Source organism: Arthrobacter sp. P1_A5 (assembly GCF_056406825.1).
In genome coordinates this window covers 13,478-34,630 of the sequence record NZ_JBFTZL010000013.1, presented here as the reverse complement: position 1 = coordinate 34,630, position 21,153 = coordinate 13,478, and the positions used below count along the sequence as shown (strand labels likewise).

Sequence of the window (21,153 nt, the reverse complement as noted above, 5' to 3'; positions counted from 1 at the left end):
CCGTCGGTCAATCCTCGAAGGAGAGGCTTCTTTTGGAAGAGCTGCGCATCGAGGCCAATGGCAACCTTGGCCCCATCGATTCATCCCGCGTCCCACGCTACGCCGGGGCTGCCACATATGCCCGCCTGCCGCGCCTGGACCAGGTGGCCAAGGCGGACGTCACGGTGGTCGGCGTGCCGTTCGACACCGGCGTCTCCTACCGCCCCGGCGCCCGCTTCGGGGCCAACCACATCCGTGAGGCCAGCCGTCTGCTGCGGCCGTACAACCCGGCCTGGGACGTCAGCCCCTTCGAGAACATCCAGGTTGCCGACGCCGGCGACATGGCGGTCAACCCCTTCAACATCAACGACGCCATCGAAACGATCCAGCAGAACGCCCTGGACCTGACGGCGTCCGGCAGCAAGCTCGTCACCCTCGGCGGCGACCACACCATCGCCCTGCCGCTGTTGCGCGCCGCCGCCGAGCGCGCCGGCGGGCCCATTGCCATGCTGCACTTCGACGCGCACCTGGACACCTGGGATACCTACTTCGGCGCCGAGTACACCCACGGCACACCCTTCCGCCGCGCCGTCGAGGAAGGCATCCTGGACACCGAGGCCATCAGCCACATCGGCACCCGCGGTCCGCTCTACGGCAAGAAGGACCTCGACGACGACCACCGCTTCGGCTTCGGCATCGTCACCTCCGCCGACGTCTACTACCAGGGCGTCCTGGAGACGGTCGCAAAGGTCCGGGACCGGATCGGCAACCGCCCGCTCTATATCTCCGTGGACATCGACGTCCTTGACCCCGCCCACGCCCCGGGCACCGGCACGCCGGAAGCAGGCGGCATCACGAGCCGCGAGCTGCTGGAAATCATCCGCGGGTTCCGCGGCATGAACCTCGTCGGTGCCGACGTCGTCGAGGTCGCCCCGGCGTACGACCACGCCGAGATCACCGGTGTGGCGGCAAGCCACGTCGCCTACGAACTCGTGACACTGATGGCGGACCGCGCCGTCGAAGGGGACCGCTTCGGCAGCCCGAACGGCTACGCTGCCCAGGCCCTCGGCCAGGAATCCCACCGCCCCGCTGGCTTCGGCTCCCCTGTGGCATCGCCGGTGGCTTCGCGATGACCGGCGTGCGCAACGGCGGGGACCTCGTCGTCGAGACCCTTGAGGCGCTCGGCGCCAAGACGGTCTTCGGCATCCCGGGCCAGCACGCCCTGGGCCTGTTCGACGCGATGGGCCGCGGGAACCTGCACTTCGTCTCCTCCCGGGTTGAAAACAACTCGGCCTTCGCCGCCGACGGCTACTCCCGCGCCACCGGCGAAGTCGGCGTGCTGTTCCTGTCCACCGGTCCGGGCGCGCTGACGTCCCTGGCCGGGCTGCAGGAGGCTTACGCCACCGGAGTTCCCATGGTGGTCGTGGCCAGCCAGATCCCGCTCGAGGGCCTTGGTGCCCGGCGCAAGGGCATGCTGCACCAGCTCGATGACCAGAAGGCCTCGGCCGCGAACGTCACCAAGTCCCAGCGGCTGATCCAGCACGCCTCCGGCATCCCCTCGGCCATCCAGGATGCCTGGACCGAGGCGATCTCCTCGCCGCAGGGCCCCGTGTGGCTCGAAATCCCGCAGAACGTCCTGCTGGACCCCATCATGGTGCCTCCCGTGGAGGACGCCCTCGCCGAAGCGGCCGACAACCCGCCCCGCGTGGAGCTGGTCCGCGAAGCCGTGAAATGGCTCTCGACGGCGGAACGTCCCGCCATCATCGCCGGCGGCGGCACCCGCCGCGGCCATGCCGAAAAGTCGCTGCTCTCGATTGCGGAGAAGCTGCGGGCGCCGGTCATCTGCACCCCGGGCGGCAACGGCGCGTTCCCGTGGAGCCATGAGCTCTCCCTGCAGTCCTGGATCGAAGACCAGTACATGACGGAGGTGCTCGAGGATGCCGACGTGCTGATCGTCATCGGCTCCTCCCTGGGCGAGGTCACCTCCAACTACTTCACCTTTGAACCTCGCGGCCGGATCATCCAGATCGACGCCGAGCCCCGCGTCCTGGAGTCCAACCGCCCGGGACTGGGCATCCGGGCGGACGCCGGCCAGGCCCTGGCCGCCCTCGACGCAGCCCTGACTGAACCGCACGGCGAACGCGCCGACTGGCACGGCACGGCTCCCGAGGTGCTCGTCAAGGACACCCTGGCCAAGGTCAAGGCCCGGCTCGAGTCCCAGGACCTCGGCAAGGAACTGAAGTTCATGGCCGACATCCGCGAGGCCGTTCCCGCGGCCATGCAGACGTTCTGGGACATGACCATCTCGGCATACTGGGGCTGGAGCTGCTGGGATGCCCGCGACGGCCAGTTCCACTCCGCGCAGGGCGCCGGCGGGCTGGGCTTCGGCTTCCCCGCGGCGATCGGCGGCGCCGTCGGGCTTGAAACCACCGGCACTTCCGCCGGCGCATCTGCCGGCGCATCTGCCGGACACGCCAGAGTGCTGGCCGTCTCCGGCGACGGCTCGGCGATGTACTCCATCTCCGAGCTCGCCACCGCCAAGCAGCACAACGTCCCGGTCACCTGGCTCATTGTGGACGACGGCGGCTACGGCATCCTGCGCGAATACATGGTCGGCGCCTTCGGCAAGGCCACGGCCACGGAGCTCGCCCGCCCCGACTTCGTCAAGCTGGCAGAGTCCTTCGGCGTCCCGGCTGTCCGGGTTTCTCCGGAGGACGTCGGGGACGCCCTGAAGGCGGGCTTCGCCGCGGACGGCCCCAACGTCGTCGTCGTCGAAACGCTGCTCCAGATGTTCGGCCCCACCCACATGGCCACGTAGCCGGACCAACACCACAGCAGCGCCGCTGCACAGTGCGGACCGGCCGGGTCTGCCCCTCACCGCGAGGGGCAGGCCCGGCCGGTCCGCGTTTGCTATTTAAGGGTCTTTCGGGGCCGCGCGGCACCTCCCACGAGAGAGTTAGTTTCCCGAAGTAACCATTTTCGTATATAGTTGCCTAGGGCAAACAAAAGAGGGGTGTCCATCATGTCAGTTGAATCCAACGCTGCAGCCAGACTCGTCTACCAGATCTTCGATCTCCAGCGCGCGGTCCGTTGCGTTGCCGCCGCCAGTCTGCGCGGGCAGGACACCGGAGTGGCGCTTCAGGGCGTTCTGCGCTTTGTGGGGGAGGGCGAATCCCGGGCCACGCATCTTGCGGAGCGGCTCGGCGTCAGCGCCCCGGTCCTCAGCCGGCACATCGCCGACCTCGAAGAGCACGGCTATGTGGTCCGCCGGCCCGACCCGGAAGACGGCCGCGCGCAACTGATCGCGCTGTCCGCCGCCGGCACGGAGAAACTGCGTGCCATCGAGGACCAGCGGACGGCCACCATCCAGGACCTGCTGCAGGACTGGAGCCAGGATGACGTCGAACTGACGGCGCGCACCCTCGAAAAACTTGCTGAGTCCCTCAGGACCTCAGCCCGGGCAACGACGGCCGGATCCACGAATACGACCGAAATTGTTGAGGAGTAGATATATGGCTAGCCACGCCGCCGCCACAGGGCCGTCCCCGGCCCCGTCGGACGTTGCGCAGGGGGCATCCCGCGCATCCCAGACCGCCGCAGAACCTGTGGCGATGACCCACCGCCAGATCATGGAGGCCCTCACCGGCCTGCTGGCGGCGTTCTTCACCGCCATCCTGAGCAGCACGATCGTCGCCAACGCGCTGCCCACCATCATGTCCGAACTCAAGGGCACCCAGACGGACTTCGCCTGGGTGATCACCGCCGCGCTCCTGGCCAACGCGGCAACCACCCCGATCTGGGGCAAGCTCGCGGACCTCTTCAACAAGAAGGTCCTCGTCCAGCTGAGCATCGTGATCTTCGTGGCGGGCTCCGTTATGGCCGGCCTGTCCGAGACCATCCCGCTGCTGCTGACCGCCCGTGTCATCCAGGGCATCGCCATGGGCGGCCTCACCGCCCTGGCCCAGGCCATCATCGGCTCCATGATCCCGCCGCGCGACCGCGGAAAGTACTCCGGCTACATGGGCGGCGTCATGGCCGTGGGCACGGCAGGCGGCCCGCTGCTCGGCGGCTTCATTGTCGACAGCCCGCTGGGGTGGCGCTGGACCTTCTTCGTCTGCGTCCCGCTCGCGGTGGTCGCACTCATCCTGCTGCAGGTCACCCTCAAGATCCAGCACGTCAAGCGCCCCGCCAAGATCGACTGGCTCGGCTCCATCCTGTTGACGTCCGGCGTCAGCCTGCTGCTCATCTGGGTCTCCTTCGCCGGCAATCCCGACTACTACGACTGGTGGTCGTGGCAGACGGTCGCCATGGTGGGCGGCGGCATCGTGCTCCTTGGCCTGCTCGTGCTGGTGGAATCCAAGGTCGCCCAGCCGATCATCCCGCTCAAGATCATCTCTGAGCGGACCACCGCCCTCGCAATCCTCGCCTCGGTGGCCGTCGGAGTGGGCATGTTCGGCTCCTCGACCTTCCTTGGCCAGTACTTCCAGGTGGCACGCGGCGCCACCCCCACCGAGGCCGGCCTGCTCACGCTGCCCATGATCGCCGGCAACCTCATCGGGTCGGTCGCCTCCGGCATGCTGATCAGCCGCACCGGCAAGTGGAAGCGGTACCTCGTGGCCGGCGCCATCTTGCTGATCGGCGGCCTGGGCCTGGCCGGCAGCATGGACCACACCACTGACCTGTGGCTGACCGGTATCTACACCGCCATCCTCGGCGTCGGCCTGGGCCTGCTGATGCAGAACCTCGTCCTCGCCGTCCAGAACACGGTCCAGGCCAAGGACATCGGCACGGCCAGCGCCTCTGTGGCCTTCTTCCGGTCCGTCGGCGGTGCGATCGGCGTCTCGGTCCTCGGCGCCGTGCTGGGCAACCGGGTCAAGGAGCTCGTCGTGGAGGGGCTGGCTTCGGCCGGCATCCAGGTTCCCGCCGGATCCGCGGGGGCCAGCATGGACCTCAAGGACATGCCGGCACCGATCCGCGACATCATGCGGGCCGCCTACGGCGACGCGATCGCCGAGGTCTTCCTGATCTCCGCAGTTGTCGGCCTCGTGGCGCTGGTGGCCATCCTGTTCATCAAGGAACGCCCGCTGCGCCGCACGGTCGACGTTCGGCCGGAACCCGCCGAAATCGCAGGGGACGCCGCGGATGCCGGGATGGCCGCGATGGCCGGTGCTACGGCCCCGGCTCTGGGAAACACGGGTTACACCAGGACCACAGGGAACGACGCCGTCGGGGCAGCGCCGTCTGCCGGAACCGGCATCGTTGACCTGGACCGGGAATTCATCGAGGTGCTCAGCCGGGACCGCGCCGAATCCCGCTTCCCCGATGCCGCCCGCCAGCGGACCCGGACCTTGGTGGCCGAGGACCGGCCCGAGGCCGCCGACGTCGTACCTGTGATGCTCCAGACCCAGCAGCTCCTCGCGGAGCAGCAACTGCTGCTGGCGGACGCCCTGCGCGCCGTGCACGAGCAGGCCGCCGAGCAGCGTGCGATCGCCACGGAACAGGCCCGGGTTGCCGGGGAGCTCACGGCCCTGCGCCGGCAGCTCGCCAAGCAGCGCAAGATGCAGCGCGCGGCTGCCGACTACATCGCCACCCACGGCCGGCACCGGACCGGGTAGCGCCGGCTCACAGTACCGGACCGCTGAGGCTCCGCGGCCGCCCGAGGGGGCGGCTGCGGGGCCTTCGTGCAGCAAGACGGTTGCGGGGGGAGACCACAGGAGCCGCCTAAGTACGCCGTTTGGATGATATTCAGCTCCCGATGTTCCTCCCGGACGAGGGATTTCGTAGAGTTGGGTGGCTAAGGCTGTCGGTCCCATGGGCTAGTCTCCAATCAGCCTTCCAATAAACTTCACTATTTAGCTCTCCCCATACTTTGTTCTCCCCATAATTTGCTCTCCCCAAATTTGGTCTCCCTATAATTCAGTCTTCGTAAGGACTCGTGGGCATGCTCGTTACCCTCATGCGGCGCTATTCCAAGCCGTATCTGCCATACATCGCGGCTGTGGTCATCTTCCAGCTGGCCTCGACCATCGCGGCTCTGTACCTCCCCAGCCTCAATGCCCAGATCATCGACGAGGGCGTCTCCCGCGGCGACACGGACTACATCTGGCGCACCGGCGGCGTCATGCTCGGCGTCGCGCTGATCCAGGTGGCCACCGCGATCGCCGGCGTCTACTTCGGCTCGAAGGCGGCGATGGCGTTCGGCCGGGACCTGCGCCGCGGCGTGTTCCGCAAGGTGAGCAGCTTCTCGGCGCGGGACGTCAACCTCTTCGGCGCCCCCACCCTGATCACCCGGGGCACCAACGATGTGCAGCAGGTCCAGATGCTCATGCTCATGGCACTGAACTTCATGGTGGCCACACCCATCATGTGCATCGGCGGGATCTTCATGGCCCTGCGCGAGGACCTCAACCTGTCCTGGCTCGTCTGGGTGTCCGTGCCCCTGCTCGTGGTCGTGGTGGGCTACCTCGTGGTCCGCCTGATGCCGCTCTTCCGTTCCATGCAGGAGAAGATCGACCGGCTCAACGGTGTCCTCCGCGAGCAGATCATCGGCATCCGCGTGGTCCGGGCCTTCGTGCGCGAACCCCACGAGGCCGAGCGCTTCGGCGCGGCCAACCAGGACCTCACCGACGTCTCGCTGAAGATCGGTTCCCTGTTTGTGCTGATGTTCCCCGCCATCGGCATGATCCTGCACATCTCCACGGCCGCTGTGCTCTGGTTCGGTGGCCAGCGCGTCGACGCCGGCGAGATGCAGGTCGGCTCTCTGACGGCCTTCCTCCAGTACCTCCTGCAGATCCTCATGGCCGTCATGATGGGCACCTTCATGGCCATGATGATTCCCCGCGCCTCGGTCTGCGCCGACCGGATCGGTGAAGTGCTCGACGTCGAGCCTTCCATCCACGAATCGCTCACCCCGGTGACGCCTGCGGCAAAGGCCGGCCGCGTCGAATTCCGCAACGTGACCTTCGCCTACCCTGGCGCTGAAGCTCCCGTGCTCAGCAACATCAGCTTTACGGCCGAGCCCGGACAGACCGTGGCGATCATCGGCTCCACCGGCGCCGGCAAGTCCAGCCTGCTGGCCCTGCTCCCGCGGCTGTACGACGCCGAGTCGGGCGAGGTCCTGCTCGACGGCGTCCCCGTCACCCAGCTGGACCGCGCCGAGATCACGCAGCGCGTGGCCATGGTGCCGCAGCGGCCCTACCTGTTCTCCGGAACCATTGAGCACAACCTGCGCTTCGGCAAGCCCGAGGCCACGGACTCGGACCTGTGGGAGGCACTGACGGTCGCCCAGGCCGCGGAGTTCGTGCGCGAAAAGAAGGGCGGCCTCGCAGCGCGGATCGCCCAGGGCGGCACCAACGTCTCCGGCGGCCAGCGGCAGCGGCTGTGCATCGCCCGCGCGCTCGTCACCGAACCCAAGGTCTTCCTGTTCGACGACTCGTTCTCGGCCCTTGACGTCGCCACCGACGCCAGGCTCCGCCGGGCGCTCAAGGCCAAGACGGCCGATGCCACAGTGATCATCGTCGGCCAGCGGGTGTCCACCATCGCCGATGCGGACCAGATCCTCGTGCTGGACAACGGCAGGATCGTGGACCGCGGAACACATGAGGAACTGTTGGAAAGCTCCAGCACCTACCAGGAAATCGTCGAATCCCAGCTGAGCGCGGAGGCAGTGGCATGAGCACCAACGAGAAAGTCTCCAGCACGCCGGCCACCGCAGCCGGCCAGGCCGCTGCCGATACGGACGCCACCGACCTGATCGAAGATGACTTCATCGAGGAGGAGTACACGCCCGGCGAGGCCGACGGCGGCATGTTCGGTGCCGTGCCGGCCAAGAAGGCCCAGCACTTCTGGCCCTCGGCCAAACGGCTCATGGGGCTGCTGAAGCCCGAGCGCGCCGGTATCACCGCCGTGCTCGCCATGGTGACGGTCGCCGTCGTCCTCAACGTCATTGCCCCGAGGATCCTGGGCCAGGCGATGGACGTGATCTTCGCCGGAGTGGTCGGCAAGCAGCTCCCGGCCGGGGCCACCAAAGAACAGTTCATCGAAGGACTGCGCTCCCAGGGCCAGGACAACTTTGCCGACATGCTCGCCAAGATGGACGTCGTGCCGGGCGCCGGCATCGATTTCCAGAAGCTCGCGTTCCTCATCAGCGTGGTGCTGGTGATGTACTTCGTGGCCAACATCTTCCTCTGGCTCCAGGGCTATGTCCTCAACGTGCTGGTCATGCGCGTGGTCCGCACGCTGCGCGATGACACCGAGAAGAAACTCAACAAGCTGCCGCTGAACTACTTCGATACCCGCCAGCGCGGCGACATCCTTTCCCGCGTCACGAACGACGTCGACAACATCCAGCAGGCGCTCCAGCAGGCCTTCGCCCAGCTCGTGAACTCGGCCCTGACGGTCATCGGGATCGTGATCATGATGTTCATCGTGTCGTGGCAGCTGGCCCTGATCGCGCTCGTCGCCCTGCCGCTCTCCGGCGTGGCAGCCGGCATCATTGGCGCCCGCAGCCAGAAACTCTTCGCCGCCCAGTGGAAGAACACCGGCGAGCTCAACGGCCAGATCGAGGAATCGTTCTCCGGCCATGACCTCGTCCGCGTGTTCGGCCGCGACGCCGACATGCTGGCCCGCTTCGACGAGCGCAACGAGGAACTCTACAAGGCCAGCTTCGGAGCCCAGTTCGTCTCCGGCATGATCATGCCGGTCATGCAGTTTGTCTCCTACCTCAGCTATGTCGGGATCGCCGTCGTCGGCGGACTGCGCGTGGCCTCGGGCAGCATGAGCCTGGGCGACGCCACGGCGTTCATCCAGTACTCACGCGAATTCACCCAGCCGCTGGGCCAGATGGCCGGCATGGCCAACATGCTGCAGTCCGGTGTCGCCTCCGCCGAGCGGGTCTTTGAATTCCTCGACGCCGACGAACAGGACGCCGAGACCGCCACCGAGCACCTCCCGGCCAAGACCGACGGGCACGTCGAGTTCAAGCACGTCACCTTCAGCTACACGCCGGACAGGCCGCTGATCGAAGACCTGTCCTTCACGGCCGAACCCGGACACACGGTGGCGATCGTGGGACCGACCGGGGCGGGCAAGACCACCCTCGTCAACCTCGTGATGCGCTTCTACGAGCTCAACTCCGGCGGCATCACCCTGGACGGTGTGGACATCACCCGGCTGAGCCGTTCGGAGCTGCGCGCCAAGGTGGGCATGGTGCTGCAGGACGCCTGGCTGTTCGGCGGAACCATCTACGAGAACATCCGCTACGGCAAGCTGGACGCCACCGAAGAACAGATCATGGCGGCGGCCAAGGCCACGTTCGTGGACCGCTTCGTCCGGGCGCTGCCGGAGGGCTACAACACGGTGATCGACGAAGAAGGCAACAACGTCAGTGCCGGCGAAAAGCAGCTGATCACCATCGCCCGGGCCTTTGTGGCGAACCCGTCGCTACTGATCCTGGACGAGGCCACGAGTTCCGTGGATACCCGCACCGAAGCCCTGGTCCAGAAGGCCATGGCGGCGCTGCGGACGGAACGCACCAGCTTCGTCATCGCCCACCGCCTCTCCACCATCCGGGACGCGGACACCATCCTTGTTATGGAGGACGGGCAGATCGTCGAGCAGGGCCGGCACGCCCAACTGCTGGCCCTGCAGGGCGCGTACTACCGGCTGTACATGTCCCAGTTCGCCGGCGAGGACGCAGACTCTGCCGTGGCGGATTCCGCGGAGGACGCGACGGCGGTGCACAGCTGAGCGCCGCAGGCCCCGCCGGGAAGAGCACAGCCGGCGGGCACGGGCCCGGCAGGGAGAGCGCAGGCACAGCCGCGGGCCCCGCCGGCAAGGGTGCAGCCGCTGGGGAGAACACATCCACGGAGCCCTGGCGCCTCGAGGTGGGCGTGCCGATGCGCTGGAGCGACATGGATGCCTACGGGCACATCAACAACGTCCAGATTGTCCGGATCCTCGAAGAAGCACGGATCGCGGCGTTCGGCCCGCCCCGGGGGCCCGGGCTGCCGGGAACCGAACCGCTGGTGCCGCTCTTCAATGAAATTCCGGAAGGGACGCTGGCGCTCGTGGTGGAGCACAAGATCAGGTACGTCAGGACCCTTGAGTACCGGAACGTGCCCGCCGTCGTCCAGTTGTGGATCGGCGCGGTCAAGGGCGCCAGCTTTGACATCCACTACCTGGTGCAGGATCCCGTCACGCGCGAGGACTGCGTCCGGGCCACGAGCCATCTCGCCTTCGTGGACGAGGCAACCGGCCGGGTTCTGCGGCTGACGCCCGAACAGAAGGACCGGCTGGCCCCCTACACCCCTGCCCACCCGGTCCAATAGCCTCTACCACGGTGCCGGTAGGGCTCCTAGAATGAACAACTCCGACGCTAAAAGGAGGCGTGGTCGTTGTGAACATGGGCCAGAACATGCACAAGAAGCACACCCGCAAGAAGAAGTGGAACGAACTCTCGCCGATTGCACGGTTCGGAACCATCGCCGCTGCCATCGTCCAACTCTCGCTGCTGGTCGCGGCCCAGACGGACATCAGCCGACGCCCGTCTGCGCAGATCCGCGGCAGCAAGGCCATGTGGCGGCTTGCCACGCTGGTGAATTTCATCGGTCCGGCCACGTATTTCACCTTCGGCGTGAAGCGCCGGCCCGGCGCGAAACCGAGTCTGCTGCCCGCCCGTCCGTAATCTACTGGCCGGTAGTTTGGGGTCGGCGTTAAATGGGCGCGTTCAGTTTAAGCCTGTAAATTGAACGTATGACCCCAACCAAGAAGCCTGCCCTGCACCGCGCCCTCGGTATCTCCAAGGAGATTGAAGACGCGGCGTGGTTTGTGCTGGGCCCGGGGTTGCTCGGCAAGGCGTCCCCCCTGGACGGCCGCACCAAAACGTGGTCCGTCCAGGCTGCCGCGGAGTTGCTGGAACGCCTCGAACGGGGCGTTCCAGATCCCAAGGCGCCGATGATGACCAACCTGCGCCAGAACCTGGAAGACGCCACCCGCGGGGCGAAGCAACTGGCCGTGGAGCTACTCTTCCTCCAGTCCCTGCCGCTGGCCCACGAGGTCAAGTCGCTGAAGGTCAAGCGGGCCCGCGTCGCCGAGGCGGCATCCTGGCTGGAGCCTGCGATGGAGCTCCCCGACGAGCTCTACGCGGGCATGACGGACCACGGCGTGATCCGGGACCGCACCGCCGAATTCAACTGGACCATCTGGGACCACCTGAAATGGCTCTGCCGCTTCGTGCAGCACGTCGCACAGCGGCCGGCCCACGTCGTCCAGGCCGCGGTCAAGGATCCGCTGGCCTTCCACCGGCTGGTCGCCGGCACCCCGGATGACCAGCCGGCCATCCGCCGCAGCATTGAGTTCCTGGTCTGGCCCAGCTACTTCGAACCCGTGGTGGCCGATGTCGAACGGCAGGAGATCCGCGACGCCTTCGCTTCCCTCGTGGGCGGGGCCAAGGGGGACAGCGACGAGGACATTTCGGCGGACATCCACCGGATCCGCCTGCACCTGGACCAGCAGGCCGGGCAGCGGATCGACTGGTACTCACGCCAGCTGGTGAGCCAGTGGCGGAAGGTCGGCGACCCCGGCCGCCGCGCCTGGCTCCTGCGCACCCACCACGACAACGCCGAGCTGCTGGGGGAGTGGCGGGACGAGGAAGCGGTGACGCTCGACGTCGAACACCTCCGCCTGCTGGACCCCGGCGTCACCGCGGGGCTGGTCCAGAACGCCGTTGACGAGGACTACAAGCACCTCGGCTACGTGGAGCGTGAGGACACCAAGACCGCAGTCTTCGCCTTCCTGACCGTCATGAAGCCGGGTGACCTTGCGCTCTACCAGAGCTCGGGCAAGGTCCGGATCGGCGTGGTCCTCGGCGAACCCGAGCATGCCAAAGACAACCGCCAGCTCCGCCGCAAGGTCCGCTGGTTCGATGAGGAACACGACGCCACCGGCCTGCCCCGCCACGTGCAGCGCCAGCTGACCACCTCCGGCAACATCGTGGACATCACCCGCGTGATCCAGGCGCTCGAGGCGCTGCTGCCGGCTGAAGCGGAAGCCGAGGACGGCGACGGCGCCGCGCCGGATGCCGCCGTCGAACCGGCCTGTGACGGGTTCCGGCCGCTGACGCCGGAGTTCGCCGCGTCCCTGCACATGGACCTGGAGCCGCTGCAGGAAATCGCCGAACTCCTCGAGGAGAACCGGCAGCTGGTGCTCTACGGTCCGCCGGGAACCGGCAAGACGTACCTCGCCAAACACCTCGCCGCCGAGCTCGCCGGCGACACCACGGACGAGCGGGTCAAGCTGGTCCAGTTCCACCCGTCGTACGCCTATGAGGATTTCTTCGAGGGATTCCGCCCGGACAAGACGGACGAGGGACAGGTCTCCTTCAAGCTCGTGGCGGGACCGCTGCGCCGGCTCGCCGAGGAAGCGGCCAAGCCCGGGAACGAGAGCAAACCGTACTTCCTGATCATCGACGAGATGAACCGGGCCAACCTCGCCAAGGTGTTCGGCGAGCTGTACTTCCTGCTCGAATACCGCGACGACCGCATCTACCTGCAATACAGCCCCAACGAGCCGTTCACCCTGCCGGACAACCTTTACATCATCGGCACCATGAACACCGCGGACCGGTCCATCGCGATGATGGACGCGGCCATCCGGCGGCGGTTCTCCTTCATCGAGCTGCACCCGAAGACGGAACCCGTGAAGGGCTCGCTGCTGCGCTTCCTCCAGGCCCGCGACCTGGACACGACGCCGGCCCTGCTGCTTGACGCTTTGAACGACGCGATCGACGAATGGGACCGCGACCTCATGATCGGGCCCTCCTACTTCATGAAGAAGTCCGCSCAGACGCCCAAGGGCCTGAGCAGGATCTGGAAATACGAGCTCATGCCGCTGCTGGAGGAGCACTATCACGGGCAGCTCAACCGCGCCCAGCTCGAGGAACGGTTCGGACTGGAACAACTCCTGGGCCGCCTGGCGCATGCCTAGGCTGGCCGGGGACGCCGTAGCGCTGGACCGCAGTTCGTCGGACCGCAATGCCTCTGACCATCGGGGTTCATCCGGAGGCGGTCCGGCCGGGCGCGGTTCATCCGGACGGGGTTCATCCGGACGGGGTTCATCCGGACGCGGTGCGGCGGAGGCCTGCCGGCACATTGTCCTCGACGAACTCTCCGCCGGCGTCGTGGAGCGGCTTGATCCGGACACTGCCGCCTACGTCAACGCCAGCGGCCTGGCGAAGGCCTCGCCGATGGGCATGGGCCTGTACCGGGTCGAACCGGTGGGGACCGTCGGCTCCGTGCGCACTCCCGCCGTGCAGCTGGAGGTGCGACCGAAGGGTCGGCTCGGTCTGAGCCGTTTGCTGTTCCTGCTCGGCTACGCGGGGGACCAAGGGTTCCGGGACGATTCTGTCGCCGCGGTGGAGCACACTGAACTTTGGAGCGCCCTGGCCGAATCCCTGGCGCAGCTCGCTGACCGGGCGCTGAGCCGCGGCGTGCTGCAGGGGTATCTCATGGTGGAAGAATCCCTCCGGACCGTCAAGGGCCGGATCCGGATGTCGGACCAGATTTCCCGCCGGCCCGGCATGCTGGTTCCGCTGGAAGTCTCCTACGACGAGTTCACCGAGGACATCGCGGAGAACCGGATTCTGCGCGCCGCACTGGAACGGATGTCCCAGGTGCCGCGGGTTCGGCCGGAAGTCCTGAGCCGCCTGCGCCAGCTCAAGGGAAAGCTCGACGCCGTGACGCGCCTTCAGTCCGGCGCGCCGCTGCCGCAGTGGCGGCCCAGCCGGATGAACACCCGTTACCACGCCGCTCTCCGGCTCGCCGAACTGATCCTGCGGAACGCGTCGGCGGAGGCCGGCGACGGCAAGCAGCAGTCGGCGTCGTTCGTGGTGGACATGGCAAAGGTGTTCGAGGACTTCGTGGGAACAGCCCTGCGCGAAGCCATGGCCGCCTACCCCGGGGAAATGCGGTTGCGCTACAACGCCCTGCTGAACGAGGCCGTCCGCGACTCGGACCGCATTGTGGTGCAGCCCGGTGCCGTCCACTTCCTCGGCGGCCGGCCCGTGATGGTGTACGACGCCAAGTACAAGGCCGCGGCCGACGTCGGCGCGTCCCTTTCGGGCGACCACTACCGGATGCTGGCCTACTGCACATCCTTGCGGGTGCCGACGGCGTGGATCGTTTACCCAGGAGCCGGGGAAATCAWGCTGCGCCGAATTCTCAATACCGACATCGACATTGTCGAGTTCCCGCTGGATCTGTCGCTACCGCCCTCGGAAATCCTGGCCGCCGTGGCAGATCTTGCCCAGCAGTCGTGGGGCGAAGTGCTCCGGCAGGCCAGTATCGACAGGTCCGCCGGCTAGGCGGATTCCTGCTGGTCGGCCACTGTCCGCAAATGTTCCAGGAGCGCCTTTTCCGGCTGGCCCGGGTTGTTGGCGACGTGCCACTGGAGTTTCTCCCGCACGTCAGCTTCTTCCGGGTTGGTGCCAGCCAGAACCTCATCAATGATCGAGGCCGCCTGCCGGCGCAGCGGCTCCAGATCCGGGTTCGCTCCGCGGAGCGGGCGGGCCCGGAAGCCGTGGAGCCTCGTGTGGCCGAGGCGACGGAACGGCAGAACTGTGGGGCTGGAATCTGTGGGGCTGGAATCTGCGGGACTGGAATCTGTTGGCGCAGCAGCCGTTTCGGGCTGGTCGTTGGACATCAGCAAGTGCGGCATCGTGCGCTCTCCCGTGTTTGCAGTACGCGTTGGTACTGACCGAATAATGCCTATCGCCCCCGGAGTCGAATATTAGCTGAGGTCGTTCAGCCTGCACCGGAGGTGGGCCGCGCGACACGCGGGGCGTTGCTGCTCAGCGAAGGTCCTCAGGAGGGTTCGTCCCGGGCCGGGCTGTGCAGGAAAGGACTGTGGCGGGGAGGGCCCTGGAGGAAGGCATCGAGGCGGAGCTCCAACGCCGATCGGTCCTTCAGTTCGCACTCCCACACGGTGAGGACTTCCCAGCCATCGAGTTCGAGCTGAAGCCGCTGGGCGGCGTCGCGGTTCCGGGTGCGCGTGCGCTTGGTTTCCCAGAACTCGGCGTTTGCTTGGGGTGCGTGCTGGCCCACCCGGCAGTCGTGGAAATGCCAGAAGCAGCCGTTGACGAAGATGACTTTGCGGCGGCCGGCGAAGACGAGATCGGGGTTGCCCGGGAGTTTGCCGCCGCTCGCGGTGCCGTGCAGGCGATAGCGGTATCCCTTCGCGTGCAGTAGCCTACGGACCAGCATTTCCGGCTTGGTGTTCTTGCCCCGGATCCTGGACATGTTCCAGCTGCGCCGCTCCGGAGTCAGCTTGTCCGCCATTGTTTAAGTCTAGGCGGGTGCCAAGTCCTGGCGCCGGCCAGCAGCCGCCGGGCAGCAGCCTCGGGGCGCGGGTCTGAAGCGGACCGGGGGTGGCGGACCGGGAATTGCGGGTCGGGGAACTGCGGGCGGTAACCGCCGTCGGGCGTTAGATTTCCCGCTCCGGGTGTTCGCCGAACTGGAAGTGGCGTCCGCTGAGCGACGTCGGCGTAATTTCGACGTAGAAGTCCTTCAACGTCGGAACCCACGGTTTCAGCCCGAGGGCCTCGGCGTCGGCGATGTCCGCCGATTGGTCGAGCACGCGTGCAGTGCCGCGCAGGACTACTGACCATGCTTCCTCGGACAGGATCCCGTCGGTTTCGAAGAGCACCTTCGAGTTGATGGTGAGCTCGGCCAGTTTGTTTCCCGGGGCGGTGCGGAGGAACAGTTTCCGACCGCTGGCCGCGTAGTTCACCGGGAAAATGTCCGGTTCTCCGGCCACGGTGACCACGAGCCTGCCGTGCTTTGTAGCCTCAATCAATGTCCAGGCTTGGTCGTCGTCCAGTGTGAGGATCGGATTGCCGTCTTCGTGTTCGAACATCATGGGTTCATTGTTCTGAATCGGGCGGTCGCTGGCTAGGGGCTAAAGGACTGCCGGGGTGTTCTGTCGGTCCGACAGGCGGGCACATGCTACCTGTGGATAATTTTGACCGGCAAAATGTGATCTCAGTTACCCTTAAGCCACAAATTGGCTTCAATCGTCTTGATTTTCTATCGGGGGAGTAGCTGACCATGACATCTCGCACTTCGCTTTCCGGTCCCTGGCGAGCCTGTGCGGTCGCTTGGGTGTCGATCTCCCTGATGTCGGCCACAGCGTGCAGCGGGGGTGGAACGCCGACTCCCGGATCCCCAACTGCTGCTTCGCAGAGTCCCTCAGGGCCGGCCACCCCGAGCGCAACTCCAACACCTACTGCCAGCTACAAGCCCGCCGACGCGACCGGCAAGGCGCAGAACGTGCCAGTACCCGAGTTGCCGGAAGCTGCGAAGGCGGAGACGAAGGAAGGGCTGGAGGCGTTTGCGCGGTACTGGTTCGTGTTGCTCAATTATGGATATGAAACTGGAGATACTTCGAGGCTCGACGCGATAACAAGTTCCCAATGTCGCGCCTGCGAAAGGGCCAAGGCCGTAATTTCAGGGTGGCACGAGGGTGGGCGATGGCTCGCAGGCGGTAAGGTTCAAACACCCTCGGTCAGCACAACGTTCAAGGTTGCACCGGATGGCAACTATCAGGTAGCGATCCAAGTCTCGCAGCAGGCGCTTTCCTATTACAACGCCGATGGCACACTGCAGCAGGCAGCGGCCAAGCCAGAAGATACCGGCAACCTCATGCTCGCTGTGTTTAAACGTGGGGCTTGGTACGTCAACAACATTCAGCCGATCGTCGGCTAGCACGATGCGTCGGTTGTTGTGGGGCCGAGGCCCTGCTATGGCGATGTTGTTTCTCATTTTTGTCGGGACGCCTATTTCCGCACGAGCCGAAGGCCAGCCACCACCTATCGTCGGTAATTGGGGTGACGACACCGTTGATGTCGGCGGCTGGCTGGTCGACCCGTCGACGGGGCGGTTCGTATGGTCGCAACCCGGATCTGTATCTGCAGACCCCTTCCAGTACAAATACGAGCTCCAGTGCCATTTGGGCGGAGGTGACTTTGATGGGGATTGTCTTGCAGTCCTCGTCGATTGCAAGAACGGTCCCGGCGGCAAAGAAGGTATTCCGGTCGTTTGGCTGAAGGCGCCGGCCGGAATCGCGAACCCGACATGGTCATTTCACTCCGGCCCAACGTGCCTCTTCGATCCCCGGCCGGCGGACTTGCTGCCCCGAATTGCCGCACTGATCCAGAGGGAGTTCCAGCGGCTTCCGATAACTGCGGGACTGTCTACAGCCCAACCCAGCCCCAACACGCTCCGGGGTGCCGAGACCAATTTCTTCGCCAGCGCCGCAGATCAGCAGTTCGACATCACAATCCTGGCCCAGGCCGTCCACGTCACCGCTAAGCCCGTGCAGTACTCCTGGAGCTATGGCGACGGGACCTCGCTCGGCCCACAAACGGTGGCCGGCGGACCGCTTCCGCAGGATCGCTGGGGCGAGAAGACCCTGACGAGTCACGTGTACACACAAACCGGCGACTTCCCGGTGGTTTTGACGACGCATTTCCAGGGAACCTACTCCGTCAATGGCGGACCGCCGCTGCCCATCCCCGGCCAAGGGCAATTCAGCTCGCCGCCGCAGACCGTCAGTGTCTGGCGGACGATCACCAGGAACTACGCAGACACGTGCCTGCAGAATCCCCAAGGCCAAGGCTGCCCCGGGGTCGCCCCGCCGCCTCCCTAGTCCGTGGCTAGGCTCGCAATTCCCGGTCCACCCGTTCCATCCGGGCATTCACGAGCTGGCAACGCGGGTCGTCCGGCCCCAATTGCGCAGCCACGGCAGCCGCAGTCGCCGTATCGAAGGACCCCATGTCGCTCGTGCACCACTGCAGCATCAGCCGGGCATCACCGCTTGACCGGACGGAAGCTCCCACGGCCGTGTTGAGCTCGTCGCGCATGAACCCGATCGCCAGATTGACCGAACGGGTGAGCAGTGTTGCCGGGTACGCCGCGAACGCCTCGGCAACCCGACCGCCCCGCAGGTGACCGGCCACAACGGAAGCGTCGGTCACGACGTTGAGGGTTGAAGAGAATCGGTAGGGGTTCGCTTCCAGGATATCTCCCAGAACGGCGCGGATCCGGTGCATCTCGGTCCGGATCGCCGCGCCGGTGCCCGCATCGCCATGGATCTCGTACGCCAATTCTTCGGCACTCCAGCCCTGATCACGCGAGGCCAGAAGGGCCAGGATCTCGGCGCGGCGCACAGTCAGCGGACGGCTGATGCCGCCGTCGACTGCCGCGGATGGCGCGTCCCCCAAGAGCCGCAGCACGAGCTGGGGTCGGGCGCCGCCGTCGCGCACTGCCCGCTCGCCACGGGGTGCCCGCTGCCCCGAGTGACCGATGCCGCCGTCGGGAAACGGGGCCGATTTCAGCAGCTCCTCTGCGAGCCGCACTCCGCAACGCACCAGCCGCAGGCTGTCCGGTGTGACCGATTCGAACGGGCCAGAGACGTCCAGGACGCCGACGATGTCGCCGGTCAAAGGGTCGCGAATGGGGGATGCGGTGCAAGCCCAGTCATGGTGGGTCCGCACGAGGTGCTCGGCCGAGAAGAGTTGCGCCGGGGCGCCGGTCACCAAGGCCTCGCTGATGGCGTTGGTGCCCACCCCTGATTCGGACCAGTCGGCGCCCTCCACGAACTCCAGCGAGTCCGCGAGCCGCAAGGCCTGCTTGCTGCCGACGCGCCACAGCACTTCGCCCTCGTGGTCGGTCACGATCAGCAGATGGCGTCCGGTCGCGGTCTCATCGGCCAGAAGCTGTGACAGCGCAGGCATCACCGCAGCCAGCCGATGGCCGGCGCTGAGGGATCGCGCCTCGGAGACTTCATGCCGGTGCAGAGGCCGGTGCTGGTCCGGATTGATGCCCAGTGCCAGGGAACGCTGCCAAGACTTGATAAGCGACGGCGAGAGGTGCGGATCCGGAATGCCCGAAATCGTGGTCTCGTGCGCCGCCCGGAGTATTCGGGCGTATTCCGCCGGTGCAGAAAACCTGAGGTCCGAGGGATGCGTGATGGGGCCGTTGCCCTGCCGCATGCTCATTCTCTCAACTCGCCCTCGAATCGTCGCACCCGGCCGGGTCCCTGCCGCCGTCGGCCAACCTGCGCGCCCGCCGACAGCTTGAGAGCTCCGTGTAACCCGATTGTAACCCCCTGCGACATTTACTTGTGATGCGGGTCACTGCGTGGTCTACGCGCCACGCAACGGGAGCGGCCCCCTGTCAGCAATGGAAAGAGGAAACATGCCTGAGACACCAAACGGCGTCGTCGGGGCGTGGCTGGCGCAGTTCGATGAGGCACTGCGCAGCCACAACACGGACGCCGCACTGGAACTTTTCGACGACGACTCGTACTGGCGCGACTTCGTCTCCTTCACCTGGAACCTCAAGACGCTGGAGGGCAAAGAGGACATCCGGCGCATGCTCGAGACGACCCTGGACGACGTGCAGCCCAGCAACTGGATCCTCGCCGAGGACGCCACCGGGGACGCCGCCAATGCCGAGGCCTGGGTGAACTTCGAGACCGCCCAGGCCCGGGGCTACGCCCATCTGCGCCTCCGGAATGGCAAATGCTGGACCCTGCTCACCACCATGCAGGAACTGAAGGGCTTTGAGGAAAAGAAGGGCCCCAACCGGGACAAGGGGGTCGCCCACGAGATCACCAAAGGACGCAAATCCTTGCTGGAACTGAAGGAGGAGCAGGAGGCGAGGCTCGGCTACGAAGACCAGCCCTACACCGTCATCATTGGCGGCGGCCAGGGCGGGATCGGGCTGGGCGCGCGGCTGCGGAGGCTCGGAGTGCCCACCATCATCATCGAAAAGAATGAGCGCGCGGGTGACTCCTGGCGTAACCGCTACAAGTCCCTCCACCTGCACGATCCGGTCTGGTACGACCACCTGCCCTACATGAAGTTCCCCGACGACTGGCCGGTTTTCGCGGCCAAGGACAAGATCGGCGACTGGCTGGAAAACTACACACGGATCATGGAACTGAACTACTGGTCCAAGACCGAGTGCACCAACGCCCGCTTCGACGAAACGTCCCAGGAGTGGGTGGTGGAGGTGATGCGCGACGGCGAACCGGTCACCCTGCGCCCGAAGCAGCTCGTCTTCGCCCTGGGTGTATCGGGGTACCCGAGCGTCCCCACGTTCGACGGCGCCGAGTCCTTCCTGGGGGAGCAGTACCACTCGTCCAAGCACCCGGGCGGTGGCGACTGGACCGGCAAGAAAGCCGTGGTCATCGGCTCCAACAATTCGGCCCACGATATCTGCGCCGACCTTTGGGAACACGGCGCGGACGTCACCATGGTCCAGCGGTCCTCGACGCATATTGCCCGCAGCGAATCCCTCATGGACCTGGCTCTCGGGGGGCTGTACTCCGAAGAGGCGCTGGCCAGCGGCGTCACCACGGAGAAAGCCGACCTGCTGTTTGCCTCCTTGCCGTACCGGATTCTGCCCGAAGCCCAGATCCCGGTCTATGCGGAGATGGCCCGCCGGGACGCGGAGTTCTACTCCCAGCTCGAGGCTGCCGGCTTTGATCTGGACTTCGGCGTTGACGGCTCCGGCTTGTTCCTGAAGTACCTGAGGCGCGGCTCCGGCTACTATATCGACGTCGGCGCCTCGCAGCTGATCATCGACGGCCGGGTCAAGCTGGCCAATGGCCAGGTCAGCAAGATCACCGGCAACTCCGTCGTGATGGCCAACGGAACGGAGCTGGATGCCGACGTCATTATTTACGCCACGGGGTATGGGTCGATGAACGGCTGGCTGGCTGATTTGGTCTCGCCCGAGGTGGCGGACGCCGTCGGCAAGTGCTGGGGGTTCGGATCGGATACGCCGAAGGACCCGGGGCCGTGGGAGGGGGAACTGCGCAACATGTGGAAGCCCACCAACGTGGAGAACCTGTGGATCCACGGCGGCAACCTGCACCAGAGCCGGCACTATTCGAACTATCTTGCCCTGCAGCTCAAGGCCAGGATGGAAGGACTGCCGACGCCGGTCTTCGAGCTGCAGCCCACGCATCACACGCGCTAACCGCACGCGCTGACTCACGGGGTCGTGACAATCTCAGCCACGGCCACCAGACTGGGGCTACGGCCCCGCTGTGAAAATCCAACCTCAATTCCGTGGATGCGCCTGACCGGGCGCATCCACGGTCCTGGACTGC

17 protein-coding genes are annotated in these 21,153 nt (G+C 66.2%); 13 read left to right on the top strand and 4 right to left on the bottom strand.

Going from position 1 to position 21,153, the window contains the following annotated elements; all coding sequences use genetic code 11:
- Positions 1-32: 32 nt before the first annotated feature.
- The 10 genes from speB (at position 33) to AC1D1S_RS04650 (ending at position 14,338) form a co-directional block, all read left to right on the top strand.
- Positions 33-1,112 (top strand): agmatinase, encoded by a 1,080-nt coding sequence (speB, locus tag AC1D1S_RS04695; RefSeq protein ID WP_476943288.1) that lies wholly within the window; start codon positions 33-35, stop codon positions 1,110-1,112.
- On the top strand, positions 1,109-2,797 hold the full coding sequence (locus AC1D1S_RS04690; RefSeq protein WP_476946512.1) for a thiamine pyrophosphate-binding protein: 1,689 nt from the start codon (positions 1,109-1,111) through the stop codon (positions 2,795-2,797). Before speB ends, AC1D1S_RS04690 begins: the two co-directional genes overlap by 4 nt.
- 204 nt (positions 2,798-3,001) lie before the next feature.
- Entirely contained in the window at positions 3,002-3,487 is a 486-nt protein-coding gene (locus AC1D1S_RS04685) for a MarR family winged helix-turn-helix transcriptional regulator (RefSeq protein ID WP_476946513.1), read from the top strand.
- 103 nt (positions 3,488-3,590) lie between these two features.
- A complete protein-coding gene (locus tag AC1D1S_RS04680) occupies positions 3,591-5,594 on the top strand; it encodes an MDR family MFS transporter (protein WP_476946532.1) in 2,004 nt (667 codons plus the stop codon).
- A gap of 326 nt (positions 5,595-5,920) precedes the next feature.
- Complete coding sequence (locus AC1D1S_RS04675; RefSeq protein ID WP_476946514.1) at positions 5,921-7,654, top strand: ABC transporter ATP-binding protein; 1,734 nt, start codon at positions 5,921-5,923, stop codon at positions 7,652-7,654.
- The gene (locus tag AC1D1S_RS04670; protein ID WP_476946515.1) at positions 7,651-9,726 is read left to right on the top strand and encodes an ABC transporter ATP-binding protein; all 2,076 of its coding nucleotides are present in this window, start codon (positions 7,651-7,653) and stop codon (positions 9,724-9,726) included. The genes AC1D1S_RS04675 and AC1D1S_RS04670 overlap by 4 nt, the downstream gene beginning before the upstream one ends.
- Positions 9,727-9,875: 149 nt before the next feature.
- On the top strand, positions 9,876-10,307 hold the full coding sequence (locus tag AC1D1S_RS04665; RefSeq protein ID WP_243181568.1) for an acyl-CoA thioesterase: 432 nt from the start codon (positions 9,876-9,878) through the stop codon (positions 10,305-10,307).
- 59 nt (positions 10,308-10,366) lie between these two features.
- Positions 10,367-10,663, top strand: coding sequence for a membrane protein (locus tag AC1D1S_RS04660; protein WP_028275636.1), 297 nt, complete (start codon positions 10,367-10,369; stop codon positions 10,661-10,663).
- 68 nt (positions 10,664-10,731) lie between these two features.
- Positions 10,732-12,963: an McrB family protein gene (locus AC1D1S_RS04655; RefSeq protein WP_243181567.1), complete on the top strand. Its 2,232-nt coding sequence runs from the start codon at positions 10,732-10,734 to the stop codon at positions 12,961-12,963.
- On the top strand, positions 12,956-14,338 hold the full coding sequence (locus AC1D1S_RS04650) for a 5-methylcytosine restriction system specificity protein McrC (protein WP_476993851.1): 1,383 nt from the start codon (positions 12,956-12,958) through the stop codon (positions 14,336-14,338). Before AC1D1S_RS04655 ends, AC1D1S_RS04650 begins: the two co-directional genes overlap by 8 nt.
- Here AC1D1S_RS04650 and AC1D1S_RS04645 read toward each other — a convergent pair.
- The 3 genes from AC1D1S_RS04645 to AC1D1S_RS04635 form a co-directional block, all read right to left on the bottom strand.
- Positions 14,335-14,691: a hypothetical protein gene (locus AC1D1S_RS04645; RefSeq protein WP_243181565.1), complete on the bottom strand. Its 357-nt coding sequence runs from the start codon at positions 14,689-14,691 to the stop codon at positions 14,335-14,337. The genes AC1D1S_RS04650 and AC1D1S_RS04645 overlap by 4 nt on opposite strands.
- A gap of 146 nt (positions 14,692-14,837) precedes the next feature.
- Positions 14,838-15,311: a very short patch repair endonuclease gene (locus AC1D1S_RS04640; RefSeq protein ID WP_243181564.1), complete on the bottom strand. Its 474-nt coding sequence runs from the start codon at positions 15,309-15,311 to the stop codon at positions 14,838-14,840.
- 145 nt (positions 15,312-15,456) lie between these two features.
- The gene (locus AC1D1S_RS04635; protein WP_028275641.1) at positions 15,457-15,891 is read right to left on the bottom strand and encodes a pyridoxamine 5'-phosphate oxidase family protein; all 435 of its coding nucleotides are present in this window, start codon (positions 15,889-15,891) and stop codon (positions 15,457-15,459) included.
- 188 nt (positions 15,892-16,079) lie between these two features.
- On the opposite strand from AC1D1S_RS04635, the gene AC1D1S_RS04630 reads away from it, so the two are divergent.
- Entirely contained in the window at positions 16,080-16,736 is a 657-nt protein-coding gene (locus tag AC1D1S_RS04630) for a DUF6318 family protein (protein WP_476993850.1), read from the top strand.
- A 37-nt stretch (positions 16,737-16,773) separates the two neighbouring features.
- Positions 16,774-17,679: a PKD domain-containing protein gene (locus AC1D1S_RS04625; RefSeq protein ID WP_476993849.1), complete on the top strand. Its 906-nt coding sequence runs from the start codon at positions 16,774-16,776 to the stop codon at positions 17,677-17,679.
- 7 nt (positions 17,680-17,686) lie between these two features.
- On the opposite strand, the gene AC1D1S_RS04620 is transcribed toward AC1D1S_RS04625, so the two are convergent.
- Entirely contained in the window at positions 17,687-19,024 is a 1,338-nt protein-coding gene (locus AC1D1S_RS04620; RefSeq protein WP_243181561.1) for a helix-turn-helix domain-containing protein, read from the bottom strand.
- 205 nt (positions 19,025-19,229) lie between these two features.
- Between AC1D1S_RS04620 and AC1D1S_RS04615 the strand changes: the two genes are divergently transcribed.
- Positions 19,230-21,020 carry an NAD(P)-binding domain-containing protein gene (locus tag AC1D1S_RS04615; protein WP_476993848.1) on the top strand — a complete coding sequence of 597 codons (1,791 nt, stop codon included), beginning with the start codon at positions 19,230-19,232 and terminating at the stop codon, positions 21,018-21,020.
- Positions 21,021-21,153: the final 133 nt, after the last annotated feature.

Bases quoted from the DNA above. Each gene is read 5' to 3' on its own strand.
- AC1D1S_RS04690 (WP_476946512.1), top strand. From the start codon at position 1,109: ATGACCGGCGTGCGCAACGGCGGGGACCTCGTCGTCGAGACCCTTGAG.
- AC1D1S_RS04685 (WP_476946513.1), top strand. From the start codon at position 3,002: ATGTCAGTTGAATCCAACGCTGCAGCCAGACTCGTCTACCAGATCTTC.
- AC1D1S_RS04680 (WP_476946532.1), top strand. From the start codon at position 3,591: ATGACCCACCGCCAGATCATGGAGGCCCTCACCGGCCTGCTGGCGGCG.
- AC1D1S_RS04675 (WP_476946514.1), top strand. From the start codon at position 5,921: ATGCTCGTTACCCTCATGCGGCGCTATTCCAAGCCGTATCTGCCATAC.
- AC1D1S_RS04670 (WP_476946515.1), top strand. From the start codon at position 7,651: ATGAGCACCAACGAGAAAGTCTCCAGCACGCCGGCCACCGCAGCCGGC.
- AC1D1S_RS04665 (WP_243181568.1), top strand. From the start codon at position 9,876: ATGCGCTGGAGCGACATGGATGCCTACGGGCACATCAACAACGTCCAG.
- AC1D1S_RS04645 (WP_243181565.1), bottom strand. From the start codon at position 14,691: ATGCCGCACTTGCTGATGTCCAACGACCAGCCCGAAACGGCTGCTGCG.
- AC1D1S_RS04640 (WP_243181564.1), bottom strand. From the start codon at position 15,311: ATGGCGGACAAGCTGACTCCGGAGCGGCGCAGCTGGAACATGTCCAGG.
- AC1D1S_RS04635 (WP_028275641.1), bottom strand. From the start codon at position 15,891: ATGATGTTCGAACACGAAGACGGCAATCCGATCCTCACACTGGACGAC.
- AC1D1S_RS04630 (WP_476993850.1), top strand. From the start codon at position 16,080: ATGACATCTCGCACTTCGCTTTCCGGTCCCTGGCGAGCCTGTGCGGTC.
- AC1D1S_RS04625 (WP_476993849.1), top strand. From the start codon at position 16,774: ATGGCGATGTTGTTTCTCATTTTTGTCGGGACGCCTATTTCCGCACGA.
- AC1D1S_RS04620 (WP_243181561.1), bottom strand. From the start codon at position 19,024: ATGCGGCAGGGCAACGGCCCCATCACGCATCCCTCGGACCTCAGGTTT.
- AC1D1S_RS04615 (WP_476993848.1), top strand. From the start codon at position 19,230: ATGCCTGAGACACCAAACGGCGTCGTCGGGGCGTGGCTGGCGCAGTTC.